Source organism: Pseudomonas sp. FSL W5-0203 (genome assembly GCF_001896155.1).
Classification (GTDB): Bacteria; Pseudomonadota; Gammaproteobacteria; order Pseudomonadales; family Pseudomonadaceae; genus Aquipseudomonas; species Aquipseudomonas paracarnis.
This window is the reverse complement of sequence record NZ_MPOR01000022.1, coordinates 57,861-78,276: the sequence shown is the minus strand read 5'-3', so window position 1 is coordinate 78,276 and position 20,416 is coordinate 57,861. Positions and strand designations below refer to the sequence as shown.

The following is a 20,416-nucleotide window of genomic DNA, read 5'->3' as shown; positions in this document are numbered from 1 at the left end:
AAGTGATTTACACACGTGCAATAAGAAAACTAAGGAAGGTCACCGTGAAAAAACGCAAGTCAGGGTTAACTACCGCCATCCACACAGGCCCGGGCTATCCGCTCAAGGCGCTGAGCTGCGTGCCATACGGCGCGTTGCTGTGTTGCCTGGCAAGCCTGGGGACCGCCCAGGCTGCACCCTATGTGGAAACCGGCAAACTGGGCGACGCCGCCAGCTGGCGCAGCAATGAGTTCAAGGCCGACTGGGGCCTGGGCGCCGTGCACGCCGACACCGCCTATGCGGCTGGCTATACCGGCAAGGGCGTCAAACTGGGGATCTTCGACCAGCCGGTGTACGCCCAGCACCCGGAGTTTGCCAGCCCCGACAAGGTGGTGACGATTGTCACCGAGGGCATTCGCCAATACACCGACCCGTATATCCCAGTGAAGGCCGGCGACGCGTTCCGCTACGACGGCACGCCGTCCAAGGACTCCAACGGCAAGCTGGGTAACCACGGCACCCATGTCGGCGGCATTGCGGCCGGTAACCGCGATGGCGGGCCGATGCACGGCGTGGCATTCAACGCACAAATCCTCACCGCCGAAAACGGTGACCCGGGCCCGGAAGACGGGATCATCCTCGGCAACGACGGCGCCGTGTACAAGGCCGGCTGGGATGGGCTGGTCGCCAGTGGCGCGCGTATCATCAACAACAGCTGGGGCATCGGCATCGGTGATCAGTACGCCAAGGGCGGCCGCGATCCGGCGTTCCCCAATTTCACCGTCAACGAAGCCCAGGCGCAGTTCAATACCATCAGGCCGATCCTTGGCACCCTAGCAGGTGGCGCGTACCAAGGCGCCATCGACGCGGCCCGCAGCGGTGTGCTGACCATCTTTGCTGCAGGCAATGACTACAACCTCAACAACCCGGATGCGATTTCCGGCCTTGCGTATTTTGTGCCAGAGATCGCGCCTAACTGGCTGTCCGTCGCGGCCCTCCAGCAGAACCCGAATACGGCAAGCCCCGATCCGTATGTGATCAGTACTTTCTCCTCGCGTTGTGGCTATGCGGCGAGCTTTTGCGTGTCGGCACCCGGCACCAAGATCTACAGTTCGATCATCAACGGTACCGACCTGAGCAACCTCACTACCGACTGGGCCAACAAAAATGGCACTTCCATGGCCGCACCTCACGTGGCAGGCGCCGCAGCGGTGCTGATGGAGCGCTTCCAATACATGAGCGGCGACCAGATCTCCACCGTGCTCAAGACCACCGCCACCGACCTCGGCGCGCCGGGCATCGATTCGCTGTATGGCTGGGGCATGATCAACCTGGGCAAGGCGGTCAACGGCCCCGGGATGTTTATCACCGCTGAGGATATCCCGGCCGAGTTCCGTATCGACGGCGCCTACGGCAGCGGCCAGTTCGTCGCGGACCTGCCGGGTGTCGGCGCGGTGGTGGATGCCGGCAAACCCACCCAGCGTGTGTGCGATGACCTGCACTGCGGGCGGGATGTGTGGAGCAACGACATCTCGGGCCATGGCGGCCTGACCAAGCAAGGCATCGGTACCTTGGTGCTCACCGGCGCCAATACTTACAGCGGGCCGACGCTGGTCAACCAGGGCTTGCTGGCAATCAACGGTTCGGTCACCTCCGACGTTACCGTCAGCCAGAGCGGTGTGGTCGGTGGTTCGGGGCGTATCGGTTCGCTGAGCGCGAAAAGCGGCGGCACCGTGGCGCCGGGCAATTCCATCGGCACCTTGAACGTGGCGGGCAACGTCAACTTTGAACCGGGTTCGACCTACGCGGTAGAACTGTCGCCCACCAGCAGCGATCGCATCGTCGCCGGCGGCACGGCCACCCTCAACGGCGGCACCGTGACTCTTGCCCTGGAAAACAGCCCGACCTTGCTGAGCGCCACCCAGGCCCAAAGCCTGATCGGCCGTCAGTACAACATCCTGCAAGCGGCAGGCGGCGTCACCGGTAGCTTCGCGGCAGTGGTGCCCAATTACCTGTTTGTCGGCGGCACCTTGAACTACGCCGCCAACGGTGTGCAGCTGGATGTGGCACGCACTAACAGCTTCGCCAGCGTGGCGGCTACGCCGAACCAGCGCGCCGTGGCCGCCGCCGCCGAGCAATTGGGCGCAGGCAATGGCGTGTATGAAAGCTTGCTGCTGGCACCCACGGCCGCTTCGGCTCAAGGCGCGTTCCAGCAACTGAGCGGGGAGGTATACCCGGCGCTGGAAACCGCACTGGTCAATGACAGCCGCTACGTACGCGAAGCGGTGGGCGAACGCCTGCGCAATGGCGAGATGGGCGCTACCAGCCAAGCCATCGACAGCCGTGGCAACGTGTGGGTCAAGGCACTGGGTGCATGGGGCAAGACCGACAGCCGCAACGACACGGCGGGCTACACCACCTCTATCGGCGGCATGCTCGCCGGTGTGGACGGCGCCCTCGATGAGGCCACACGCATCGGCCTGGTGGCCGGCTACAGCGACACGTCGCTGAACATGGGCAGCGGCACCCACAGCCGCGCCTCGGTCGACAGCTATCATTTCGGCGCCTATGCCGGGCATGAAATCGGCGCCTGGCGCCTGAGTGGCGGCGCGACCTACAGCTGGCACCGCGCCGATGTCAAACGCGACCTGCAATACGGCGACGTCAGCGGCAAGCAAAAAGCCAAGGTCGATGCCCACAGCACCCAGGTATTCACGGAGGCGGCGTACCGTATCAACCTGCAACCGCTGGCCCTGGAGCCGTTCGCCAATCTGGCCTACGTGCACCTGGACACTGACAGCTTCAAAGAGAAGGGCGACGCCGCCGCGCTGAGAAGTGGCGACGACAGCCGTGACCTGGTGCTCAGCACCCTGGGTATGCGTGCCTTGAAGACCTTCAATATCAACGACCATCAGCAACTGGAAGTCTCCGGCACCCTGGGCTGGCAGCACAACCTGAGCAGCACCGATTCGGAGCAGCACCTGGCGTTTGCCTCGGGCGGCCCGTCGTTCACGGTGGAAAGTGCGCCAATGGTGCGCGATGCCGCGTTGGTCGGAGCACGGGTCAGCCTGGCATTGAGCAAGGATGCGCGGGTGAACTTCGATTACAACGGCTTGCTGGCCAGCAAGGAGAAGGTGCACGGCGTCGGCTTGAGCCTGGACTGGGCGTTCTAAAGGCCAGATGCAGTGGGTTGTGGCGAGGGAGCAAGCTCCCTCGCCACACAAGCTCGCTCCTACAGGTGGTAACGGATAACAGGTGTTTTGGCTTTCTCTACAAATCCAACAACAGAGAGGCACTACCAATGGGTATCTTTGACTATAAAAAAAACCTCGGTACCGAGGACTCCAAGGCGTTGTTCGCCGATGCCATGGCGATCACGCTGTATTCCTACCACAACCTGGATAACGGCTTTGCCGTCGGTTACCAGAACAACGGCCTCGGGCTGGGCTTGCCTGCCACCCTGGTCAGCGCGCTGATTGGCGGCAGCAATGCCCAAGGGGTCATCCCCGGCATCCCCTGGAACCCCGACTCGGAAAAAGCCGCCCTGGAGGCGGTGCAAGCAGCCGGCTGGACGCCCATCAGCGCCAGTACCCTGGGCTACAGCGGCAAGGTCGATGCGCGCGGCACCTTCTTTGGCGAAAAATTCGGCTACGGCACGGCGCAGGCTGAGGTGCTGGGCAAGTACGATGATGCGGGCAAGCTGCAGGAAATCGGCATCAGTTTTCGCGGCACTTCGGGGCCTCGGGAAAGCGTGATCACCGACTCCATCGGCGATGTGATCAGCGACCTGCTCGCCGCCTTCGGGCCCAAGGACTATGCCAAGAACTACGCGGGCGAAGCCTTTGGCGGCTTGCTCAAAAACGTGGCGGACTACGCCAGTGCCCAGGGCCTTGGCGGCAATGACGTGGTGGTCAGCGGCCACAGCCTTGGGGGCCTCGCGGTCAACAGCATGGCCGACTTGAGCGACAACAGCTGGTCGGGGTTCTATAAGGACTCCAACTACGTGGCCTACGCATCGCCGACCCAGAGCGCCGGCGACAAGGTGCTTAACGTCGGCTATGAAAACGACCCGGTGTTCCGCGCCCTGGATGGCTCGTCATTCAACCTGTCGTCCCTGGGCGTGCACGACAAGCCCCACGAGTCGAGCACCGACAACATCGTCAGCTTCAACGACCACTACGCTTCATCCCTGTGGAACCTGCTGCCATTTTCCATCCTCAACCTGCCCACCTGGGTCTCGCACTTGCCCACCGGTTACGGCGACGGCATGACCCGCATCCTCGACTCGGGCTTCTACGAACAGATGACCCGCGACTCGACGGTGATCGTCGCCAACCTGTCCGATCCGGCACGGGCCACCACCTGGGTGCAAGACCTCAACCGCAATGCCGAGGCGCACAAGGGCAATACCTTCATCATTGGCAGTGACGGCGACGACTTGATCAAAGGCGGCAGGGGCGCGGACTTTATCGAAGGTGGCAAGGGCAATGACACCATCCGTGACAGCAGCGGGCATAACACGTTTTTGTTTAGCGGGCAGTTTGGCAATGACCGGGTGATTGGCTACCAGACGACGGACAAGCTGGTGTTCAACGACGTGGCGGGCAGCACCGATTACCGCGATCACGTCAAGGTGGTGGGCGCGGATACCGTCATTAGCTTTGGTACGGATTCGGTGACGCTGGTGGGTGTGAGCAGTCTGTCGGGGGAGGGGATAGTCATCAGCTAACGTATTCGGTGTGGGAGCTTGCTTGCCTGCGATGGCGGCGGTCAAGACAGCCATGCGGTGACTGACAAATCGCTATCGCAGGCAAGCCAGCTCCCACATTTGATGGGGTGTTGCTAGAAGATCACTTTTCCTTACGCACCGTGGCCACATCATCGGCCTTGATACGAATACGCTTGCCGGCAATATCGGTGAACTCGTAGAAGCCGTCGGCGGTCTTGGCGTTGGGCGTGTCCTTGGTCAAATACTGCGTGCCGTTCTGCAAGGTCACCACGGTTTGCGGGGAGCAACCGGCCAATACCAGAAAAGTGAGTGCAACCAGTGGCAGACCCAAATTCTTCATATTCATAACCCTTACCTTTAACCCTGAAAAGTCCCGCAGCGTCTGGCTGCGCGGCCATAAATATTACTTGATCAACCCCCTCATCAGATTGTTTTTTTGCAAAAAGTTGCAGGCGCCATTTATCTATTACTGATTGCAACAACCGCTTTGCCCCGGCACTCTGTATGCATAACCAGTATTTGATTGCTCTGCGCCATGGCCAACCCCCTCGAAGACCCCTTGTATTACCTGCATAACTTCCGCCAAGTGCTGGTTTGGTTGGGGCAGCGCTATGCCGATTTGCTCGATGCGCACGAACAGCATTTCATTCAGCAATTTGACAGGTTGCCTCTGGCGTCCCAGGCGTTGTTGGTGCGGATGGTGATGCGCAAGGGCGTGCATTTTCGCGCCACCAAGCTCCATTACCTGGAAATCGGTTGCCCTCATGCGGCGGCGGGGCCACTGCGTGAGTTGGGGTGGGTGGAGGATCAAAGCCCGCTGCCGTTTGCCACCCTGTTCGCCCTGCTGCAAAAAAGTGAATTGCTCGGCGCCTTCAGGCCCTGGATCGACCAACCCAAGGGCAACAAGGCCGACTGGCTTGAACCCTTGGCGGCGCAATTTACCGAACCGCGCAGCTTTGCCCAGTGGTGTCCCGACGTGGGCGATGTGCTGTATAGCCTGACAGTGATGGAGTTGTGTGATCGCCTGCGCCTGATGTTCTTCGGCAACCTGCACCAGGACTGGTCGGAATTCGTGTTGGCAGATCTGGGCATCTATACCTATGAAAAAGTCGAGTTCTGCGCCGAGTCTCGTGGTTTACGCAGCCGTGACGACGTGCATGGGTTTTTATTCCTGCACCAGTGCCAGCAAGCCTTTGAAGCCGGTGAGGCACTGGATACGGTGTTGGCGCAGGTCGCCACGTTGTGTACCGACAACCCGTGGCTGGAAAAGCGTCGTGCCAAGCTGCTGTTCCAGATCGGCCAGTATTGCGAACGGTGCGCCGAGCTGGCACTGGCCGAACAGATCTACCGCAATTGCACTCATCCCGGCGCGCGAGCGCGGCTGATCCGCGTACTGGAACGTCAGGAGGATTACGCCCAAGCCATGGCCCTGGCGACCGAGGCGCAACGGGCCCCACACAGCGCAGCGGAACACCAACACCTGCTTCGCGTAGTGCCGCGCCTGCGGCGCAAGCTCGGCGGGCCGGCGCTGCCCAGGGCCAAGCCCCAAGCGGTGGCACGCCTGGACCTTTCGCTGGTGCAGGAACCGCTGCTGTCGGTGGAATCCTGCGTGCTGGCGCACCTTAGCGAACCGGATGCACCGGTGCATTACGTCGAGAATGGCCTGATCAATTCGCTGTTTGGCTTGCTGTGCTGGGAGGCGATTTTTGCGCCGTTGCCGGGGGCGTTCTTCCACCCGTTCCAGCGCGGGCCGGCGGACCTGCACAGCGAGGACTTTTATCAACGCCGAGAAGCTTTGTTTGCCGCGTGCTTTGCGCAATTGAAGGACGGTCGCTACAAGGCAAGCATCCGCCAACGCTACGTGGATAAATGGGGCATCCAGTCGCCCTTTGTGTTCTGGAACCTGCTCAGCGAAGACCTGCTGGAGCAAGCCCTGGCCTGCCTGCCCGCCGAGCATTTGCGCCATTGGTTCACGCGCCTGTTGCAGGATATCCGTGCCAACCGGGCCGGGATGCCGGACCTCATCCAGTTCTGGCCGGCGCAAAACACCTATCGCATGATCGAGGTCAAGGGGCCCGGCGACCGCCTGCAAGACAACCAGTTGCGTTGGCTGGCGTTCTGCGGCGAGTACCAGATGCCGGTCACCGTCTGCTACGTGCGTTGGGCGGAGCAACCCGCTTGAGTTACAGCGTGGCCGTGCGGGCGCTGTGTGAGTTCACGGCCAAGGTCGGTGACCTCGACCTGCGCTTTACGCCGTCGCCCAGCGCCCAGGAAGGCATCGTCGGCCATCGCACGGTGGCATCCCGGCGCAGCGCGCACTATCAGCACGAGGTCACCCTGGAGGGCGATTACCAGCAGCTCAAGGTGCGGGGCAGGGCGGACGGCTACGACCCGGACGCCAACCGCCTGGAAGAAGTCAAAACCTACCGTGGCGACCTCGCTGCCCAGCCCGCCAACCATCGGCAACTGCACTGGGCCCAGGTCAAGGTGTATGGCTGGCTGATGTGCCAGAAACTCGGGCTCGATCATATCGACCTGGCGCTGGTGTACTTCGACATCGTCGGCGAAGGCGAAACCGTGCTGAACCAGCGGTTCGATGCACCCGACCTTGAGCAGTTCTTCAATCAGCAATGCGCGCTGTTCCTGGACTGGGCCCGGCAGGAGATGCAGCACCGTGCGGCACGCAACGCTGGCGCGCAGAGCCTGGCGTTTCCCCATGTCGACTTCCGTACCGGGCAGCGCGACTTGGCCGAGTCGGTCTACAAAGCGGTGACTACGGGCCGGTGCCTGATGGCCCAGGCGCCCACGGGTATTGGCAAGACCATCGGCACCATCTTCCCGCTGCTCAAGGCCCTGGCGCCGCAGCAACTGGACAAGCTGTTCTTCCTCACCGCCAAGACGCCCGGGCGCAAGCTGGCGCTGGATGCCGCCCAGGTGCTGTACGACAGCAGCCCCGAGCTGTCACTGCGTGTGCTTGAACTGGTGGCCCGGGACAAGGCGTGCGAACACTTGGACAAAGCCTGCCACGGCGATTCCTGCCCATTGGCCAAGGGCTTTTACGACCGCCTGCCTGCCGCCCGCCAGGCCGCGTCCAAGGTGCGCCTGCTCGATCAACAAAGCCTGCGCCACGTGGCGCTGGCCCATCAGGTATGCCCGTACTACCTGAGCCAGGAAATGGCGCGCTGGAGCGACCTGATCGTCGCCGACTACAACTATTACTTCGACTTTGGCGCCATGCTGTTCGGCCTGGCCCAGCTCAACCAGTGGCGTGTCGCGGTGCTGGTGGACGAGGCGCACAACCTGGTCGAACGCGCGCGCTCGATGTACAGCGCCAGCCTGGACCAGTACAGCCTCAAGACCTTGCGCGATAACGCGCCCGAGCCCCTGAACAAACCCTTGCAGCGCTTGAACCGTGAGTGGAATGCCTTGCACAAGGACCAACTCGCACCGTATCAGGCGTACGCCGCCAAACCTGACAAACTGCTCCAGGCCCTGAGCCTGTGCGCCAGCGCCATGGGCGACTACTTCAACGACCACCCCGAAGCCCTCAGCGGTGACCTGCAAGCCTTCTACTTCGACGCGCTGCAATGGGCCAAAGTGGCCGAGCTGTTCAATGAGCACTTTATCTTCGATATCACCAAGCGCTCGTTCAGCGGCAAGCGCAATAGCTCGACTCTGTGCCTGCGCAACGTGGTGCCGGCCGAGTTCATCCGGCCCAGGCTGACCGCCGCGCGCAGCAGTGTGCTGTTTTCCGCGACCCTGAGCCCGCGCCATTATTACGCGGACTTGCTGGGCCTGCCGGCGGATACCGTCTGGGTTGATGTGGCATCACCGTTCAAGGCCGAGCAATTGCAGGTCAGCATCGTTGACCGCATCTCTACGCGGTTTGTGCATCGCCAGGCGTCGCTGGAACCTATCGTGGAACTGCTCGCGTGGCAATTCGCCGCTCAACCGGGTAACTACCTGGCGTTTTTCTCAAGCTTCGATTACCTGCAACAGGTGGCCCAGTTAATGGCCGAACGGCACCCGCAGATTGCGTTGTGGTTGCAGGCGCGGGGCATGGCCGAGGCCGAGCGCCAAGCCTTTTTGGAGCAGTTCACCCACCACAGCCAGGGCATTGGCTTTGCGGTGCTGGGCGGTGCGTTTGGCGAAGGTATCGACCTGCCCGGAGCGCGCCTGATCGGGGCGTTTATCGCCACCCTGGGTTTGCCGCAGCTCAACCCGGTGAATGAGCAGATCAAGGCACGTATGGGCGCTGTTTTCGGCGCGGGGTATGACTACACCTACCTGTATCCCGGGATTCAGAAAGTTGTGCAGGCAGCGGGGAGGGTGATCCGCAGCCAGCAGGATCGCGGGGTGGTGATGCTGATCGATGACCGCTTTGGCGAATCGCGGGTGCAGCAGTTGTTGCCGCGTTGGTGGGCGATCAAGCCCCTGTAGGAGCGAGCAAGCTCGCTCCTACAGGTTTGGGCTACACCACTTCCAGGTAGGAGCTCTGTATCTCCCGGGCCAACTCACGCACGGTGTCGATGAATTCTGTCAGCCGAGTGTGCAGCCCATCTTCCAGAATCTCATCAATCCCCGTGTACCGCAGCCGCGCCTCGAACTCCGCCGCCAGGCGTTGCGCCGTGCGCCCGTAACTGCCGGGCAGGTCGGCCAGGATATGGCTCAACTCCTCGATGCAGGCATGCAGCGAACGCGGCACATCGCTGCGCAACAGCAGCAACTCTGACACCGAGCGTGCATTCAAGGCATTCGGATACAGCTCGGTATAGGCCTCGAACGACGACAACGCGCGCAGCAGGGCGCTCCACTGGTAATAACCGCGTGCCGATACGTCGCTGACTTCTTCCGACTCCTCGCCGAACATCTCATAGCGCGCATCCAGCAGGCGCAAGGTGTTGTCAGCACGTTCGACAAAGGTGCCCAGGCGAATGAAGCGGTAGGCGTCATTGCGCATGATGGTGCCCGAGGTTGCGCCCCGAAACAGGTGCGAGCGTTGCTTGACCCAATCACAGAAGTGGCTGATGCCATGCCGTGCCAGGCCACCGGCGGCGATGCTGCGCATTTCCAGCCAGGTGGCGTTGAGGTTTTCCCACATGTCGGCGGTGATGCGCCCGCGTACCGCATGGGCATTGCCTCGGGCAGCACGCAGGCAGTTGTAGATGCTCGCGGGGTTTTGCGCGTCGAGCGCAAAGAAGTGCAACATGCGTTCGGCATCCAGGGTCTGGTGTCGCTCCAGGTAGCTGTCCAGGGTGCCGCTGCTGAGCAACGACATCGCCAGTTCATCCAGGCCATCGCTGCGCCCGGCCTGGGGCATCAAGGACAACGAATAACTGACTTCCAGCATGCGTGCCAGGTTCTCGGCGCGCTCCAGGTAGCGCGACATCCAATACAGATCTGCAGCTGTTCTACTCAGCATACTCAGCCCTCCACCACCCAGGTGTCCTTGGTTCCACCGCCTTGCGACGAGTTGACGACCAGCGAGCCTTCCTTCAGCGCCACGCGGGTCAAGCCACCGGGCACCAGGCGGGTTTCCTTGCCCGAGAGCACGAAGGGTCGCAAGTCGATGTGCCGGGGCGCGATGCCGTTTTCGACAAAGGTCGGGCAGGTGGACAGGCTCAAGGTGGGTTGGGCGATATAGGCATGGGGGCGGGCCTTGATGCGCTGGCGGAAGTCTTCGATCTCGGCGGCCGTCGACGCCGGGCCCACCAGCATGCCGTAGCCGCCGGAGCCCTGGGTTTCCTTGACCACCAACTGCTCGAGGTTGGCCAGCACATGGGACAGCTCATCGGGCTTGCGGCATTGGAAGGTCGGCACGTTCTGCAGGATCGGTTCCTCGTCCAGGTAGAAACGGATCATCGCGGGTACGTAGGGGTAGATCGACTTATCGTCAGCCACCCCGGTGCCGATGGCATTGGCCAGCACCACATTGCCGGCGCAGTAAGCCGCCACCAGCCCCGGCACGCCGAGCATCGACTCGGGATTGAACGCCTGGGGGTCGAGGAAAGCGTCGTCGATGCGTCGGTAGATCACGTCCACGGCCTTGGGGCCGTCGGTGGTGCGCATGAACACCTTGAGGTCCTGCACGAACAGGTCGGCGCCTTCCACCAGTTCCACGCCCATTTCCCGGGCAAGGAAGGCGTGTTCGAAGAAAGCGCTGTTGAAGCGCCCAGGGGTCAACACCACCACATTCGGGTTATCGAGGCGGCTGGCGCTCTTGAGGGTCTTGAGCAAGAGGTTGGGGTAGTGGTCCACCGGGGCAATGCGCTGCTTGGCGAACACTTCCGGGAACAGGCGCATCATCATCTTGCGGTCTTCGAGCATGTAGCTCACGCCGCTGGGGGTGCGCAGATTGTCTTCCAGCACGTAGTAGGTACCGTCGCCGTCGCGCACCAGGTCGACGCCCGAGATGTGCGAATAGATGCCGCGGTGCAGGTCGAGACCGACCATGGCTTTCTGATAGCCCTCATTGCCCAGGACCTGATCGGCGGGAATGATCCCGGCCTTGATAATGCGCTGGTCGTGGTAGATGTCGGCCAAAAACAGGTTCAGCGCGTTGACCCGTTGGATACAGCCGCGTTCGATCAGGCTCCACTCACTGGCGGGGATGCTGCGGGGAATGATGTCGAAGGGGATCAGGCGTTCGGTGTCTTGCTCGTCGCCATACAGGGTGAAGGTGATCCCGGCGCGATGGAATAGCAAATCCGCTTCACGGCGACGCTGGGCCAGCAGTTCCGGCGGCGTGTGGGCCAGCCAGCGAGAGAAGTCCTGATAATGCGCACGGCAAACGCCATTTGCGTCATTCATTTCATCAAAGAAAGATCGAGCCATTCCAGTACCTTGTCAGTGCCCAGTGTGGCTTTGGGTGGCACTGCCGCTTAAAAAAACGCATGTTTTTATGAGCCCGTGGCTGAAGGTGCCAACAGACCTGGTCCTTACTTTCTTATGGGGGCGGCTCTGGGTCGGGGGGTAACGCATGCTCCTGTTTTCCGGGTGGTGAATGGATAAAGCAATGCCTGTGCCGGAATGCCGTTAATCCCCTGTAGGAGCGAGCTTGCTCGCGAAAAACTCACCGGCACCGCGTTTAATCAGGCAGCCCGCGTTAGCGTTGACGTATTTCGCGAGCTAACTCGCCCCTACAGAGGGCGGCGGTCGCCCTGGATTGGTGCGCGAACCTACTTGAACTTCACAAGGCCCCGATTCTTCTAAGGAGTTTCGTCACCTTGTGGAGCACCGTCGTGTCCAGAATCATCTCCCCCCACACTCCGGAAGCGGCCCTGAACGACCACAGCGAACACAACGCAAAGATATTCGGCTCGCCCAAGGACCGCCTCGACTTTTACCGGCGCGAGATCCAGTACGAAACCAGCATCCTGGCCAACCGCACCGACGCCTACCTGACCGCGCAATCCTTCCTGGTGATTGCCTTTGTCTCCGGCATGGGCAACCTCAACCCGGAATGGGGCAAGCTGTTCACGCTGGTGGTGCCGATCTTCCTGGTTTCGCTGGGTATTCTCAGTTCGCTGAATGCCTGGCCCGGTATCCGTGCGGCGTATGAAATCATCGACCACTGGCACTACAAGCAAAGCGAATTGCTGCGCAGCGAGCCAGTGATGGGCATGGCCTACGATGAGTCGCCCCTGTTTTCCGAAGTGGAGTCGAGCCACAAGGGCTATCGCAAGTCGTTGTTGTTTTCCATGCGTGCGCCGTGGTTGTTCATGGTGTTCTGGCTGGTGTTGGGCATCTATGCGTTCTATATCCAGGTGGACAATCCACTGCGCTGACCACGCGGACGGAACTTCAGCCGTGGCCGTGACGCCTTAGCTCTATGCGGTACAGATTTTTCACCGGCCAGCAAAGAGGTGCCTCATGCCCCAGCCTAAAGATCCCCAGACCCACAATCGCAACGACCCCGCCATCGACGGCGGCGAGCCTGCCCCTGGCACCGCCGCCGATGCGCCCAAGGATCCAACGCCTGCCAGCGACCCGAAGGCCAAGGAAAACGACTACAGTCCAGACTTCAAGCCCGAGCGCGAGCACAAGCCTGAAACCGATGCCGATATCGATACCCAAGGCGGTTAGAGGAGACGCACATGTCAAAAGAACTGGACGATGAACTCAACGACCCCGGCAATGAAGACCCGGGTTCGTTGATGGACGATGCCGAGGTGCCGCTGAACGACCTGGATGAAGCGGCGGACGTTGGCAACACTGAAAATCAGGACTGATCCGGCGGCGGGCCCGAGGGACTGCTGAGCTTGAAGTAAACGTCTTCCTCGGCCCCGCCGTCCAGCGACACCTCCTGGCCCACCACGCGGTTATCGATCAGCGTCTGCGCCTGATCGCGGCTGATATTGACCACCGTGCTGCGCTTGCCAGTGATCACATACACCACATCCACCCCATGCTCGGCCAGAGCTGCCAGGTAGTTGGCATGGGGCAGGTCTTCGCCCAGTTCATATTGACGTTGCTCGCGGGTGGTCACGCCGCCTGCCTGCGCCAGGTATTGCTGCGAATATCCCAGGCGTTGGCGTTCCTCAAGCAATCGTTGGGCGATCTTTTTCATTAGCTGACTCGCAGTGTGGGTCTTGGCTGTTTGAAACCCCGGCGTGGTGCAGGATTCAATTTTTTTGCGCAGCCTGACGCTCATACCATGCCAGCATGGGCTGGGTAGTCAGGCCATGGGCCAGGATGCTCAATGCGATGACCGACAACGTCAGGTTGACCGCCACCGCACTGCTGGTGCCCACCAGACCGTGGTTGAGCGCATAGAACAGGTAGTAAATGCTGCCGATCCCACGGATGCCGAACCAACTGACCAGGCTGCGTTGGCGATGGTCCAGCAGGCGGCCCCAAGGCATGGCGAATACACTGGCGGGGCGAATCACACAGAACAGTAACGGCGCCACCGCCAACGCGGCCCACTCCCAGTGGCTGACCAGCACGATGCCCAAGACGGTCACCAGGAACACCTCCATGGCCCGCTCCACCAGACTGCCGAAGGCCAGCATGTCACCCATCATCACGCCTGCCGCGATCTGGGTGTCCTTCAACTGGCTGACGTCGCCGTGCAAGGCTTGCTCGGGCTCGATTTCGAGGTGGCCCACCACCGGTTGCGCCAGGTGCTCGGCGGGTGTCTGGGCGTTGCCGGTGGACTTCACCTCGGCCTGACGCAACCCCAGGCCCGCCGCGAATACCGACAGGAAGCCATAGCCGCCCACGGCTTCGGCGGTCACATAGGCAAGGGCGATCAATGCCAGTGTCAGGTAATCATTGGGCGAGAGGGTGCTGTCGGCATTGATCAGGCGCAGGCGCAACGTCACACGGCCGATACCTCGGCCCATCCAGTAGCCGATCAATAGCCCGACCGGCACCGCCCATACCAGGTTTTTCAGCACCCAACCGCCGACCCAGTCGCCATCGAAGCCGCCGTGTTGCATGAACAGCAAGCCGAAGATCACAAACGGAAAGGCGCTGCCATCGTTCAGCCCCGCTTCGCCGGACAGACCGAAGCGCAGCGCGTCGTAGTCCTGGGCATTGTTGACCTGAACCAGGCCCGCCAGCACCGGATCGGTCGGCGCCAGGATCGCGCCCACCAACAAAGACACCCCCCACGACAGATCAAGCAGGTAATGCAGCAACAGCCCGGTGCCGAGGATGGTCAACAGCATGACCGGGCCGGCCAGGCCGAAGGCGATGCGCCAGGTGCGATGCTTGAGCGGCAGGCGCAATTTAAGGCCGCTGACAAACAGCGAAAACAGCACTGCCACTTCGGTCAGGTGCTCCATCCAGCGCGCCGACCCCTTGATGTCCAGGTGCAGCAGGTCCACACCCAGCGGGCCGATGGCGATACCCAGCAACAGGCACACCGCCGAAGTGGTGACCGGCATCCAGCGCAGATAGGAGGACGTGAGGGCGAGGGTGAGCAGCACCGCGCCCAATACGGCCAACCATAGAATGAAAGTCATAGTGCGTGCACCCGGCCGTGGTTCATTCAGGTTGGAGGGCGGTGGCCAAGTGCGGGTTCAAACAATCACCGGGTTGAAGTGGCATTCTGTGGGAGCGGACTTGCCCGTGAATGCGGTATACCCGTCAACAGAGTCGGTGACTGACACCCTGTATTCGCGAGCAAGCCCGCTCCCACATTTGACTGTGTTTGGTCATGACACTCCCTTGGCATGACACCTCAGCGAGCCCCCAGCGGCGGCAAGCGCCGTTTCACCGGGGTTTTCTTCACAATCGCAGTATTGGTTTCGGCATACCCATTGATCCGGTCCAGCAGGCTGTCCAACTGATCCATGGTGCGCACATGCAGGCGGGCGATAAAGCAGTCCTCGCCGGTGACCTTGTCGCATTCGGTGAACTCAGGGATCGCCTGGATCTGGCGCTCCACTTCCTGCAGTTTGCCGGGCAGGGGGCGGATGCGCACGATGGCTTGCAGCAGGTAACCGAAGTGTTTGGGGTCGATGTCGACGGTGTAGTGGGTCAGCACGCCGCGTTCTTCCAGGCGCCGCAGACGTTCGCTGACGCTGGGTGACGACAGCCCGGTGATGCCTGCCAGGGCCTTGAGGGACAACCGCGAGTCGTCCATCAAAGCGGCGATCAATTGCTGGTCGATGGTGTCGATCATGGTCTGTGCCTAATAAGAAAAGGTGATTTCGGGCTTTTGCCTTTTTTAGTCGCTGTAGCCGTCGCCGACAGATTGCCATACTGGAGCCTCACTTGAGGAGCCTCAATCATGGATTCATCCATCCGTCGCGGGTCGTGGGAAATGGTCGCCGCCATGCTGATCTCGGGCAGCATTGGCTGGTTTGTGCTGGTGTCTGGCGTGTCGGTGATCGAGGTGGTGTTCTGGCGCTGCGTGATCGGTGCGCTGACGCTGGTGCTGGTGTGCGCCTGGCTGGGTTACCTGCGCCTGGACCTGCTCAGTTGGGCAAAACTGGGGCTGGCCGTGCTCAGCGGTGTGGCCATTGTCGGCAACTGGTTGCTGCTGTTCGAATCCTACTCCCGTGCCTCCATCGCGATCAGCACCGCGGTGTACAACGTGCAGCCGTTTATTCTGGTAATGCTGGCGGCGGTGTTTCTCGGTGAAAAAATCACCGTGCAGAAACTGGCGTGGTTGAGCGTGGCGTTCCTGGGCATGTTGGCGATTGTTACCGCCCATGGCGAGCAAACGGGTGGAGGAGATTACCTGGTAGGCATCGCGCTGGCCCTGGGCGCGGCATTTTTGTATGCGGTCGCGGCGTTGATCATCAAGCGCCTCAAGGAAGTACCGCCGCATTTGATGGCATTGATCCAGGTGGCCACTGGCGCGCTATTGCTGGCGCCGCTGGTGCCCTGGAATGGCCTGCCGGCATCCACCACGACGTGGGCGGCCTTGGTCACCTTGGGGGTGGTGCACACGGGTTTGATGTATGTACTGCTGTATGGCGCGATCCAGAAACTGCCGACGGCCATTACCGGCGCACTGTCGTTCATCTACCCGATTGCGGCGATCTTTGTGGATTGGATTGCGTTCGGGCATCGCCTGGGGTGGCTGCAATGGCTGGGTGTGGCGGCGATTCTGCTGGCAGCGGCAGGGTTGCAGCGGGGCTGGTGGTGGCCCCGCAACCTCGGTAGGCGCGAGCTTGCTCGCGAAGAAGGCTAACGATGACGCAGCGCATCGGGTTGAAACGCGGCGTCCTCGAGCTTTTCGCGAGCAAGCTCGCTCCTACAGATGAGGGTTAGTGCGTGCCCTGATAGATGAGGTTTTCCGGGTTGAAATGCTCCACCGCGCTGCCAGGCTGCGGCAGGCCGAGGATATGCCCCTTGATCTTGCCCACCACATGCATCTCGCAGGGTTTGCAGTCGAACTTCAGGGTCAGCACTTCGTCACCGTGGATCAATTGCATCGGCGCCACCTTGGTCTTTACCCCGGTCACACCCTTGGCCTGTTTAGGGCACAGGTTGAACGAGAAACGCAGGCAGTGCTTGGTGATCATCACCGGCACTTCGCCGGTTTCTTCGTGGGCTTCGAAGGCTGCGTCGATCAGCTTCACGCCGTGACGATGGTAGAAGTCCCGGGCCTTCTGGTTGTAGACGTTGGCCAGGAACGACAGGTGCGCCTCAGGGTAAACCGGCGGCGGCGAGGTTTCAGCCTTGCGCCCGCCCCGCGGATGCGCGGCGACGCGTGCGGCGGTCAGTGCTTCGATCACTTCACGGCGCAAGGCCTTGAGCTGCGAATTGGGAATGAAGAACGCCTGCGGCGCATCCAGTTCGATGCGGGTGGCATGGTACTCGGTGGTGCCGAGTTGGCCGAGCAGGTCGCGCAGGGTGTCCAGCGCCTGTTCCGGCTTGTTGGCCACGCCAAACGGGCCGGGCAGGGTGACGCTGGCGCTGATGCCTTCTTCGCTGGTCGCGGTGATTTGCAGCTGCTCTTCACGCAGGCACGCGACCCATGACAAGCCGATACGGCGCTCGGCCGAGGTCTTGAGCAGGGCCTGTTGCCAGTTGTGGTCCAGGTTGCGATTGAGCGGGTGATGGGGGCGCAGTTGATGCAGGCCGGCCGGCATTTCGTTGGGCTCGACGCGGTAGCGGTAGCGCTTTTCACCGTCTTCCTCGAACTCACCCTTGGGCTCGGCGATGTTGGCGCGAAAACCCACCACTTCACGCTTGATCAGCACATTGAGGCCGTCGCCGTTGGACAGCGGCTCATGGGTGACCACCTGCAAGTCGCGCTTGCCGGCTTTTTCCACGGTGCCCACGGGCAGGCCGGTAAAGGTCGGGGTGTCAAACGCGCCGATGTCGATCTTGCGGTCGCTGACAAAGTAATCGGTGCTGCCCCGGTGGAAGGTTTTTTCCGGGTCGGGCAGGAAGAAGTGCGCGGTACGCCCGCTGGAAGCGCGGGCCAGGTCCGGGCGGTCTTCGAGGATCTCGTCGAGGCGCTGTCGGTAGTAGGCGGTGATGTTCTTCACATAGCCCATGTCCTTGTAGCGGCCTTCGATCTTGAACGAACGCACACCCGCTTCGACCAGGGCGCGCAGGTTGGCGCTCTGATTGTTGTCTTTCATCGACAGCAGGTGCTTTTCAAAGGCTACCACGCGGCCTTGGTCATCTTTCAGGGTGTAGGGCAGGCGGCAGGCCTGGGAGCAATCGCCACGGTTGGCGCTGCGGCCATTTTGCGCGTGGGAGATATTGCACTGCCCGGAGAACGCTACGCACAGGGCGCCGTGGATAAAGAACTCGATGGCGGCATCGGTCTCGTCGGCAATGGCGCGGATCTCTTGCAGGTTCAACTCGCGGGCCAGTACCAACTGCGAGAAACCGGCCTGGTCGAGAAACCTGGCCCGGCCCAGGGTGCGGATGTCGGTCTGGGTGCTGGCGTGCAGCTCGATCGGCGGAATATCCAGCTCCATCACGCCCAGGTCTTGCACGATCAGCGCATCCACACCGGCATCGTAGAGCTGATGGATCAGCTTGCGCGCGGGCTCCAGCTCGTTGTCATGCAAAATGGTGTTGATGGTGGTGAAGACGCGGGCGTGGTAACGGCGGGCGAATTCCACCAGTTGGGCGATATCGCTCACCTCGTTACACGCATTATGGCGGGCGCCAAAGCTCGGCCCGCCGATGTAAACGGCGTCGGCGCCGTGCAGGATAGCCTCGCGCGCAATGGCGACATCGCGGGCAGGGCTGAGCAATTCCAGGTGATGCTTGGGCAAGGACATAGTTTTTTTAGTCAGGCTTGTCACGGTTGAGGCGGGCATTGTAGCTGTGAAATGCCTGGGCGGCATCTACCGCAGGGCTGTCGGGTCTAATGCAAGTCCGTTAAGCGAACGCATTACTCAACGCAACGAAGCCCCAATGTGGGAGCTGGCTTGCCTGCGATGGCGATTGAACATTCACTACCGCTATCGCAGGCAAGCCAGCTCCCACCTTTTTGACCGCGTTCGACATTCCGATCAGATCGGCGCTAACGGCGCCACAGATTCAAGCCTTGGCAGCCATCGCCGTCACTTCCACCCGCATACCTTCTACCGCCAAGGCGGCAACGCCCACTGCCGCCCGCACTGGCCAGGGCTTGGCGAAAAAGCGCTTGTAGACCTCGTTGAACGCCGCGCGGTCGGCCATGTCGGTGAGGTAGATGGTCAGGTGCATGACCCGGTCCATGGAGCTGCCGGCTTTTTCCAGCGCAACTTTCAGCGCTTGCAGGGTGCACTCGCTTTGCAGGGTGATATCGCCCAGCTCCAGGCTGCCATCGGCATGGGTGGGAATCTGGGTGGAGACCAGGATGCCGTTGAAGCCGATCACGTCGGAGGAGATGGAATCGGCGTCCGGGTCAGGGGTATAGGACAGGTCGTGGTTGGCCATGGGCACCTCGTGTTGGCAGGAACAGAAAGGCGCCATGGTCGGTGAAATTCGGCCCAGGGGCAAACCCCGGCTTATATCCAGCGCCGGAACAGTACGCTGGCGTTCACGCCGCCAAAGCCGAAGCCATTGGACAGCGCATATTCAATCGGCATGGGACGCGCCTCATCGCGCACCATGTCCAGGCCGTCGGCGAGGGCGTCCGGGTTTTCCAGGTTGAGTGTCATTGGCGCGATCTGGTCACGCAGGGCAAGCACGGTGAAGACGGCTTCGATGCCCCCCGCAGCACCGAGCAAGTGGCCGGTGGCGGATTTTGTCGAGCTGATCGCCGGGCTGCCGCCGGTACCGAATACCGTCCTGATCGCCGCCAGCTCGCCCTTGTCGCCCACAGGCGTGGAGGTCGCGTGGGCATTCAGGTACTGCACCTGCGATGCCTCGATGCCCGCCTGGCGCAACGCTTGAGTCATTGCCCGGCGCGCACCGTCACCGTCTTCAGGCCCTGCGGTCATGTGATAGGCGTCTGCACTGGTGCCATAGCCCACCAGTTCGGCAATCGGCTGTGCGCCCCGCGCCAGGGCATGCTCCAGTTCTTCAATTACCAGAATGCCGGCGCCTTCGCCCATCACAAAGCCGTCGCGCGCCTGATCGAAGGGGCGCGAAGCGCGCTGCGGCGTGGCATTGAAATCGCTGGACAACGCTCGCGCTGCGGCGAAACCGGCCAGGCTGACGCGATGAATCGCCGCTTCGGCACCGCCGCATACCGCGACGTCGACTTCCCCGGCGCGGATCATTCGCGCTGCGTCGCCGATAGCCTGAACCCCGGCTGCACACGCGGTTACTGGCGCACCCAGCGGGCCTTTCAAGCCATAGTTGATCGACACATGCCCGGCGGCCATGTTGCTCAGAAACGATGGAATGGTGAAGGGCGACAGACGACGCGGGCCCTTGCTGTCAGTGGTGCGCACCGCATCGGCAATGGCCGGGAAACCACCGACACCGGAGGCGATGATGGTCGCTGTGCGCGCCTGCTCCTCAGGTGTTTTGGGTGCCCAATTGGCCTGCTTCAGGGCTTCATCCGCCGCCGCCAGGGCGAACAGGATAAAGCGGTCCATCTTGCGCTGTTCCTTGGCCGCCAACAGTCGATCAGGATCAAAACCGGCTTCGGGGTCTTGCAACGCACTTTGCACCTGGCCGCCGATGCTGACCGCCAGATCACCGATCAACTCTTGCGGCAAACGGCGGATGCCCGACTGCCCGTCCAGCAAGCGCTGCCAAGTGGATTCCACGCTCGACCCCAGCGGCGTCAGCGCGCCCATGCCCGTCACGACGATACGTTTACTCATGCTCAATCGACTCCTGTTG

Annotated in this window: 17 protein-coding genes; 8 read left to right on the top strand and 9 right to left on the bottom strand. The window is 61.7% G+C overall.

Features of this window, described 5'->3' with window-relative positions; genetic code table 11:
* Positions 1 to 44: 44 nt before the first annotated feature.
* Positions 45 to 3,152, top strand: coding sequence for an autotransporter outer membrane beta-barrel domain-containing protein (locus BOP96_RS19105; RefSeq protein WP_038450072.1), 3,108 nt, complete (start codon positions 45 to 47; stop codon positions 3,150 to 3,152).
* Between the two features lie 128 nt (positions 3,153 to 3,280).
* A complete protein-coding gene (locus tag BOP96_RS19100) occupies positions 3,281 to 4,708 on the top strand; it encodes a polyurethane esterase (protein ID WP_073453697.1) in 1,428 nt (475 codons plus the stop codon).
* A 121-nt stretch (positions 4,709 to 4,829) separates the two neighbouring features.
* Here BOP96_RS19100 and BOP96_RS19095 read toward each other — a convergent pair whose 3' ends face one another.
* On the bottom strand, positions 4,830 to 5,054 hold the full coding sequence (locus BOP96_RS19095) for a YgdI/YgdR family lipoprotein (protein WP_073453695.1): 225 nt from the start codon (positions 5,052 to 5,054) through the stop codon (positions 4,830 to 4,832).
* 189 nt (positions 5,055 to 5,243) lie between these two features.
* Between BOP96_RS19095 and BOP96_RS19090 the strand changes: the two genes are divergently transcribed.
* The gene (locus BOP96_RS19090; protein WP_073453693.1) at positions 5,244 to 6,890 is read left to right on the top strand and encodes a VRR-NUC domain-containing protein; all 1,647 of its coding nucleotides are present in this window, start codon (positions 5,244 to 5,246) and stop codon (positions 6,888 to 6,890) included.
* Positions 6,887 to 9,148 (top strand): ATP-dependent DNA helicase, encoded by a 2,262-nt coding sequence (locus tag BOP96_RS19085; protein WP_073453691.1) that lies wholly within the window; start codon positions 6,887 to 6,889, stop codon positions 9,146 to 9,148. The genes BOP96_RS19090 and BOP96_RS19085 overlap by 4 nt, the downstream gene beginning before the upstream one ends.
* A gap of 31 nt (positions 9,149 to 9,179) precedes the next feature.
* Here BOP96_RS19085 and BOP96_RS19080 read toward each other — a convergent pair whose 3' ends face one another.
* Both BOP96_RS19080 and BOP96_RS19075 read right to left on the bottom strand, forming a co-directional pair.
* Positions 9,180 to 10,130, bottom strand: coding sequence for an alpha-E domain-containing protein (locus BOP96_RS19080; protein WP_014718413.1), 951 nt, complete (start codon positions 10,128 to 10,130; stop codon positions 9,180 to 9,182).
* Between the two features lie 2 nt (positions 10,131 to 10,132).
* On the bottom strand, positions 10,133 to 11,542 hold the full coding sequence (locus tag BOP96_RS19075; RefSeq protein ID WP_060767315.1) for a circularly permuted type 2 ATP-grasp protein: 1,410 nt from the start codon (positions 11,540 to 11,542) through the stop codon (positions 10,133 to 10,135).
* 407 nt (positions 11,543 to 11,949) lie between these two features.
* Here BOP96_RS19075 and BOP96_RS19070 point away from each other — a divergent pair, with 407 nt between their 5' ends.
* The 3 genes from BOP96_RS19070 to BOP96_RS30590 all read left to right on the top strand — a co-directional run bounded on the left by BOP96_RS19070 (position 11,950) and on the right by BOP96_RS30590 (position 12,939).
* Positions 11,950 to 12,495, top strand: a complete 546-nt coding sequence (locus BOP96_RS19070; RefSeq protein WP_014718415.1) for a hypothetical protein — start codon at positions 11,950 to 11,952, stop codon at positions 12,493 to 12,495.
* 85 nt (positions 12,496 to 12,580) lie between these two features.
* On the top strand, positions 12,581 to 12,793 hold the full coding sequence (locus BOP96_RS19065; RefSeq protein WP_014718416.1) for a hypothetical protein: 213 nt from the start codon (positions 12,581 to 12,583) through the stop codon (positions 12,791 to 12,793).
* Positions 12,794 to 12,804: 11 nt separating this feature from the next.
* Positions 12,805 to 12,939: a hypothetical protein gene (locus BOP96_RS30590; protein ID WP_014718417.1), complete on the top strand. Its 135-nt coding sequence runs from the start codon at positions 12,805 to 12,807 to the stop codon at positions 12,937 to 12,939.
* On the opposite strand, the gene BOP96_RS19060 is transcribed toward BOP96_RS30590, so the two are convergent.
* The 3 genes from BOP96_RS19060 to BOP96_RS19050 all read right to left on the bottom strand — a co-directional run bounded on the left by BOP96_RS19060 (position 12,930) and on the right by BOP96_RS19050 (position 15,341).
* The gene (locus tag BOP96_RS19060; RefSeq protein WP_073453690.1) at positions 12,930 to 13,277 is read right to left on the bottom strand and encodes a helix-turn-helix domain-containing protein; all 348 of its coding nucleotides are present in this window, start codon (positions 13,275 to 13,277) and stop codon (positions 12,930 to 12,932) included. The genes BOP96_RS30590 and BOP96_RS19060 overlap by 10 nt on opposite strands.
* A 55-nt stretch (positions 13,278 to 13,332) precedes the next feature.
* Positions 13,333 to 14,679: a cation:proton antiporter gene (locus BOP96_RS19055; protein ID WP_019820078.1), complete on the bottom strand. Its 1,347-nt coding sequence runs from the start codon at positions 14,677 to 14,679 to the stop codon at positions 13,333 to 13,335.
* 218 nt (positions 14,680 to 14,897) lie between these two features.
* Positions 14,898 to 15,341 (bottom strand): Lrp/AsnC family transcriptional regulator, encoded by a 444-nt coding sequence (locus BOP96_RS19050; RefSeq protein ID WP_014718420.1) that lies wholly within the window; start codon positions 15,339 to 15,341, stop codon positions 14,898 to 14,900.
* A gap of 108 nt (positions 15,342 to 15,449) precedes the next feature.
* Here BOP96_RS19050 and BOP96_RS19045 point away from each other — a divergent pair, with 108 nt between their 5' ends.
* The gene (locus BOP96_RS19045) at positions 15,450 to 16,358 is read left to right on the top strand and encodes a DMT family transporter (protein WP_032903427.1); all 909 of its coding nucleotides are present in this window, start codon (positions 15,450 to 15,452) and stop codon (positions 16,356 to 16,358) included.
* A 76-nt stretch (positions 16,359 to 16,434) separates the two neighbouring features.
* Here BOP96_RS19045 and BOP96_RS19040 read toward each other — a convergent pair whose 3' ends face one another.
* The 3 genes from BOP96_RS19040 to fabF all read right to left on the bottom strand — a co-directional run bounded on the left by BOP96_RS19040 (position 16,435) and on the right by fabF (position 20,397).
* Positions 16,435 to 18,414 (bottom strand): peptidase U32 family protein, encoded by a 1,980-nt coding sequence (locus BOP96_RS19040; protein ID WP_014718422.1) that lies wholly within the window; start codon positions 18,412 to 18,414, stop codon positions 16,435 to 16,437.
* A 262-nt stretch (positions 18,415 to 18,676) separates the two neighbouring features.
* Positions 18,677 to 19,057: a RidA family protein gene (locus tag BOP96_RS19035; RefSeq protein ID WP_014718423.1), complete on the bottom strand. Its 381-nt coding sequence runs from the start codon at positions 19,055 to 19,057 to the stop codon at positions 18,677 to 18,679.
* Between the two features lie 71 nt (positions 19,058 to 19,128).
* The gene (gene fabF / locus BOP96_RS19030) at positions 19,129 to 20,397 is read right to left on the bottom strand and encodes a beta-ketoacyl-ACP synthase II (protein ID WP_014718424.1); all 1,269 of its coding nucleotides are present in this window, start codon (positions 20,395 to 20,397) and stop codon (positions 19,129 to 19,131) included.
* Positions 20,398 to 20,416: the final 19 nt, after the last annotated feature.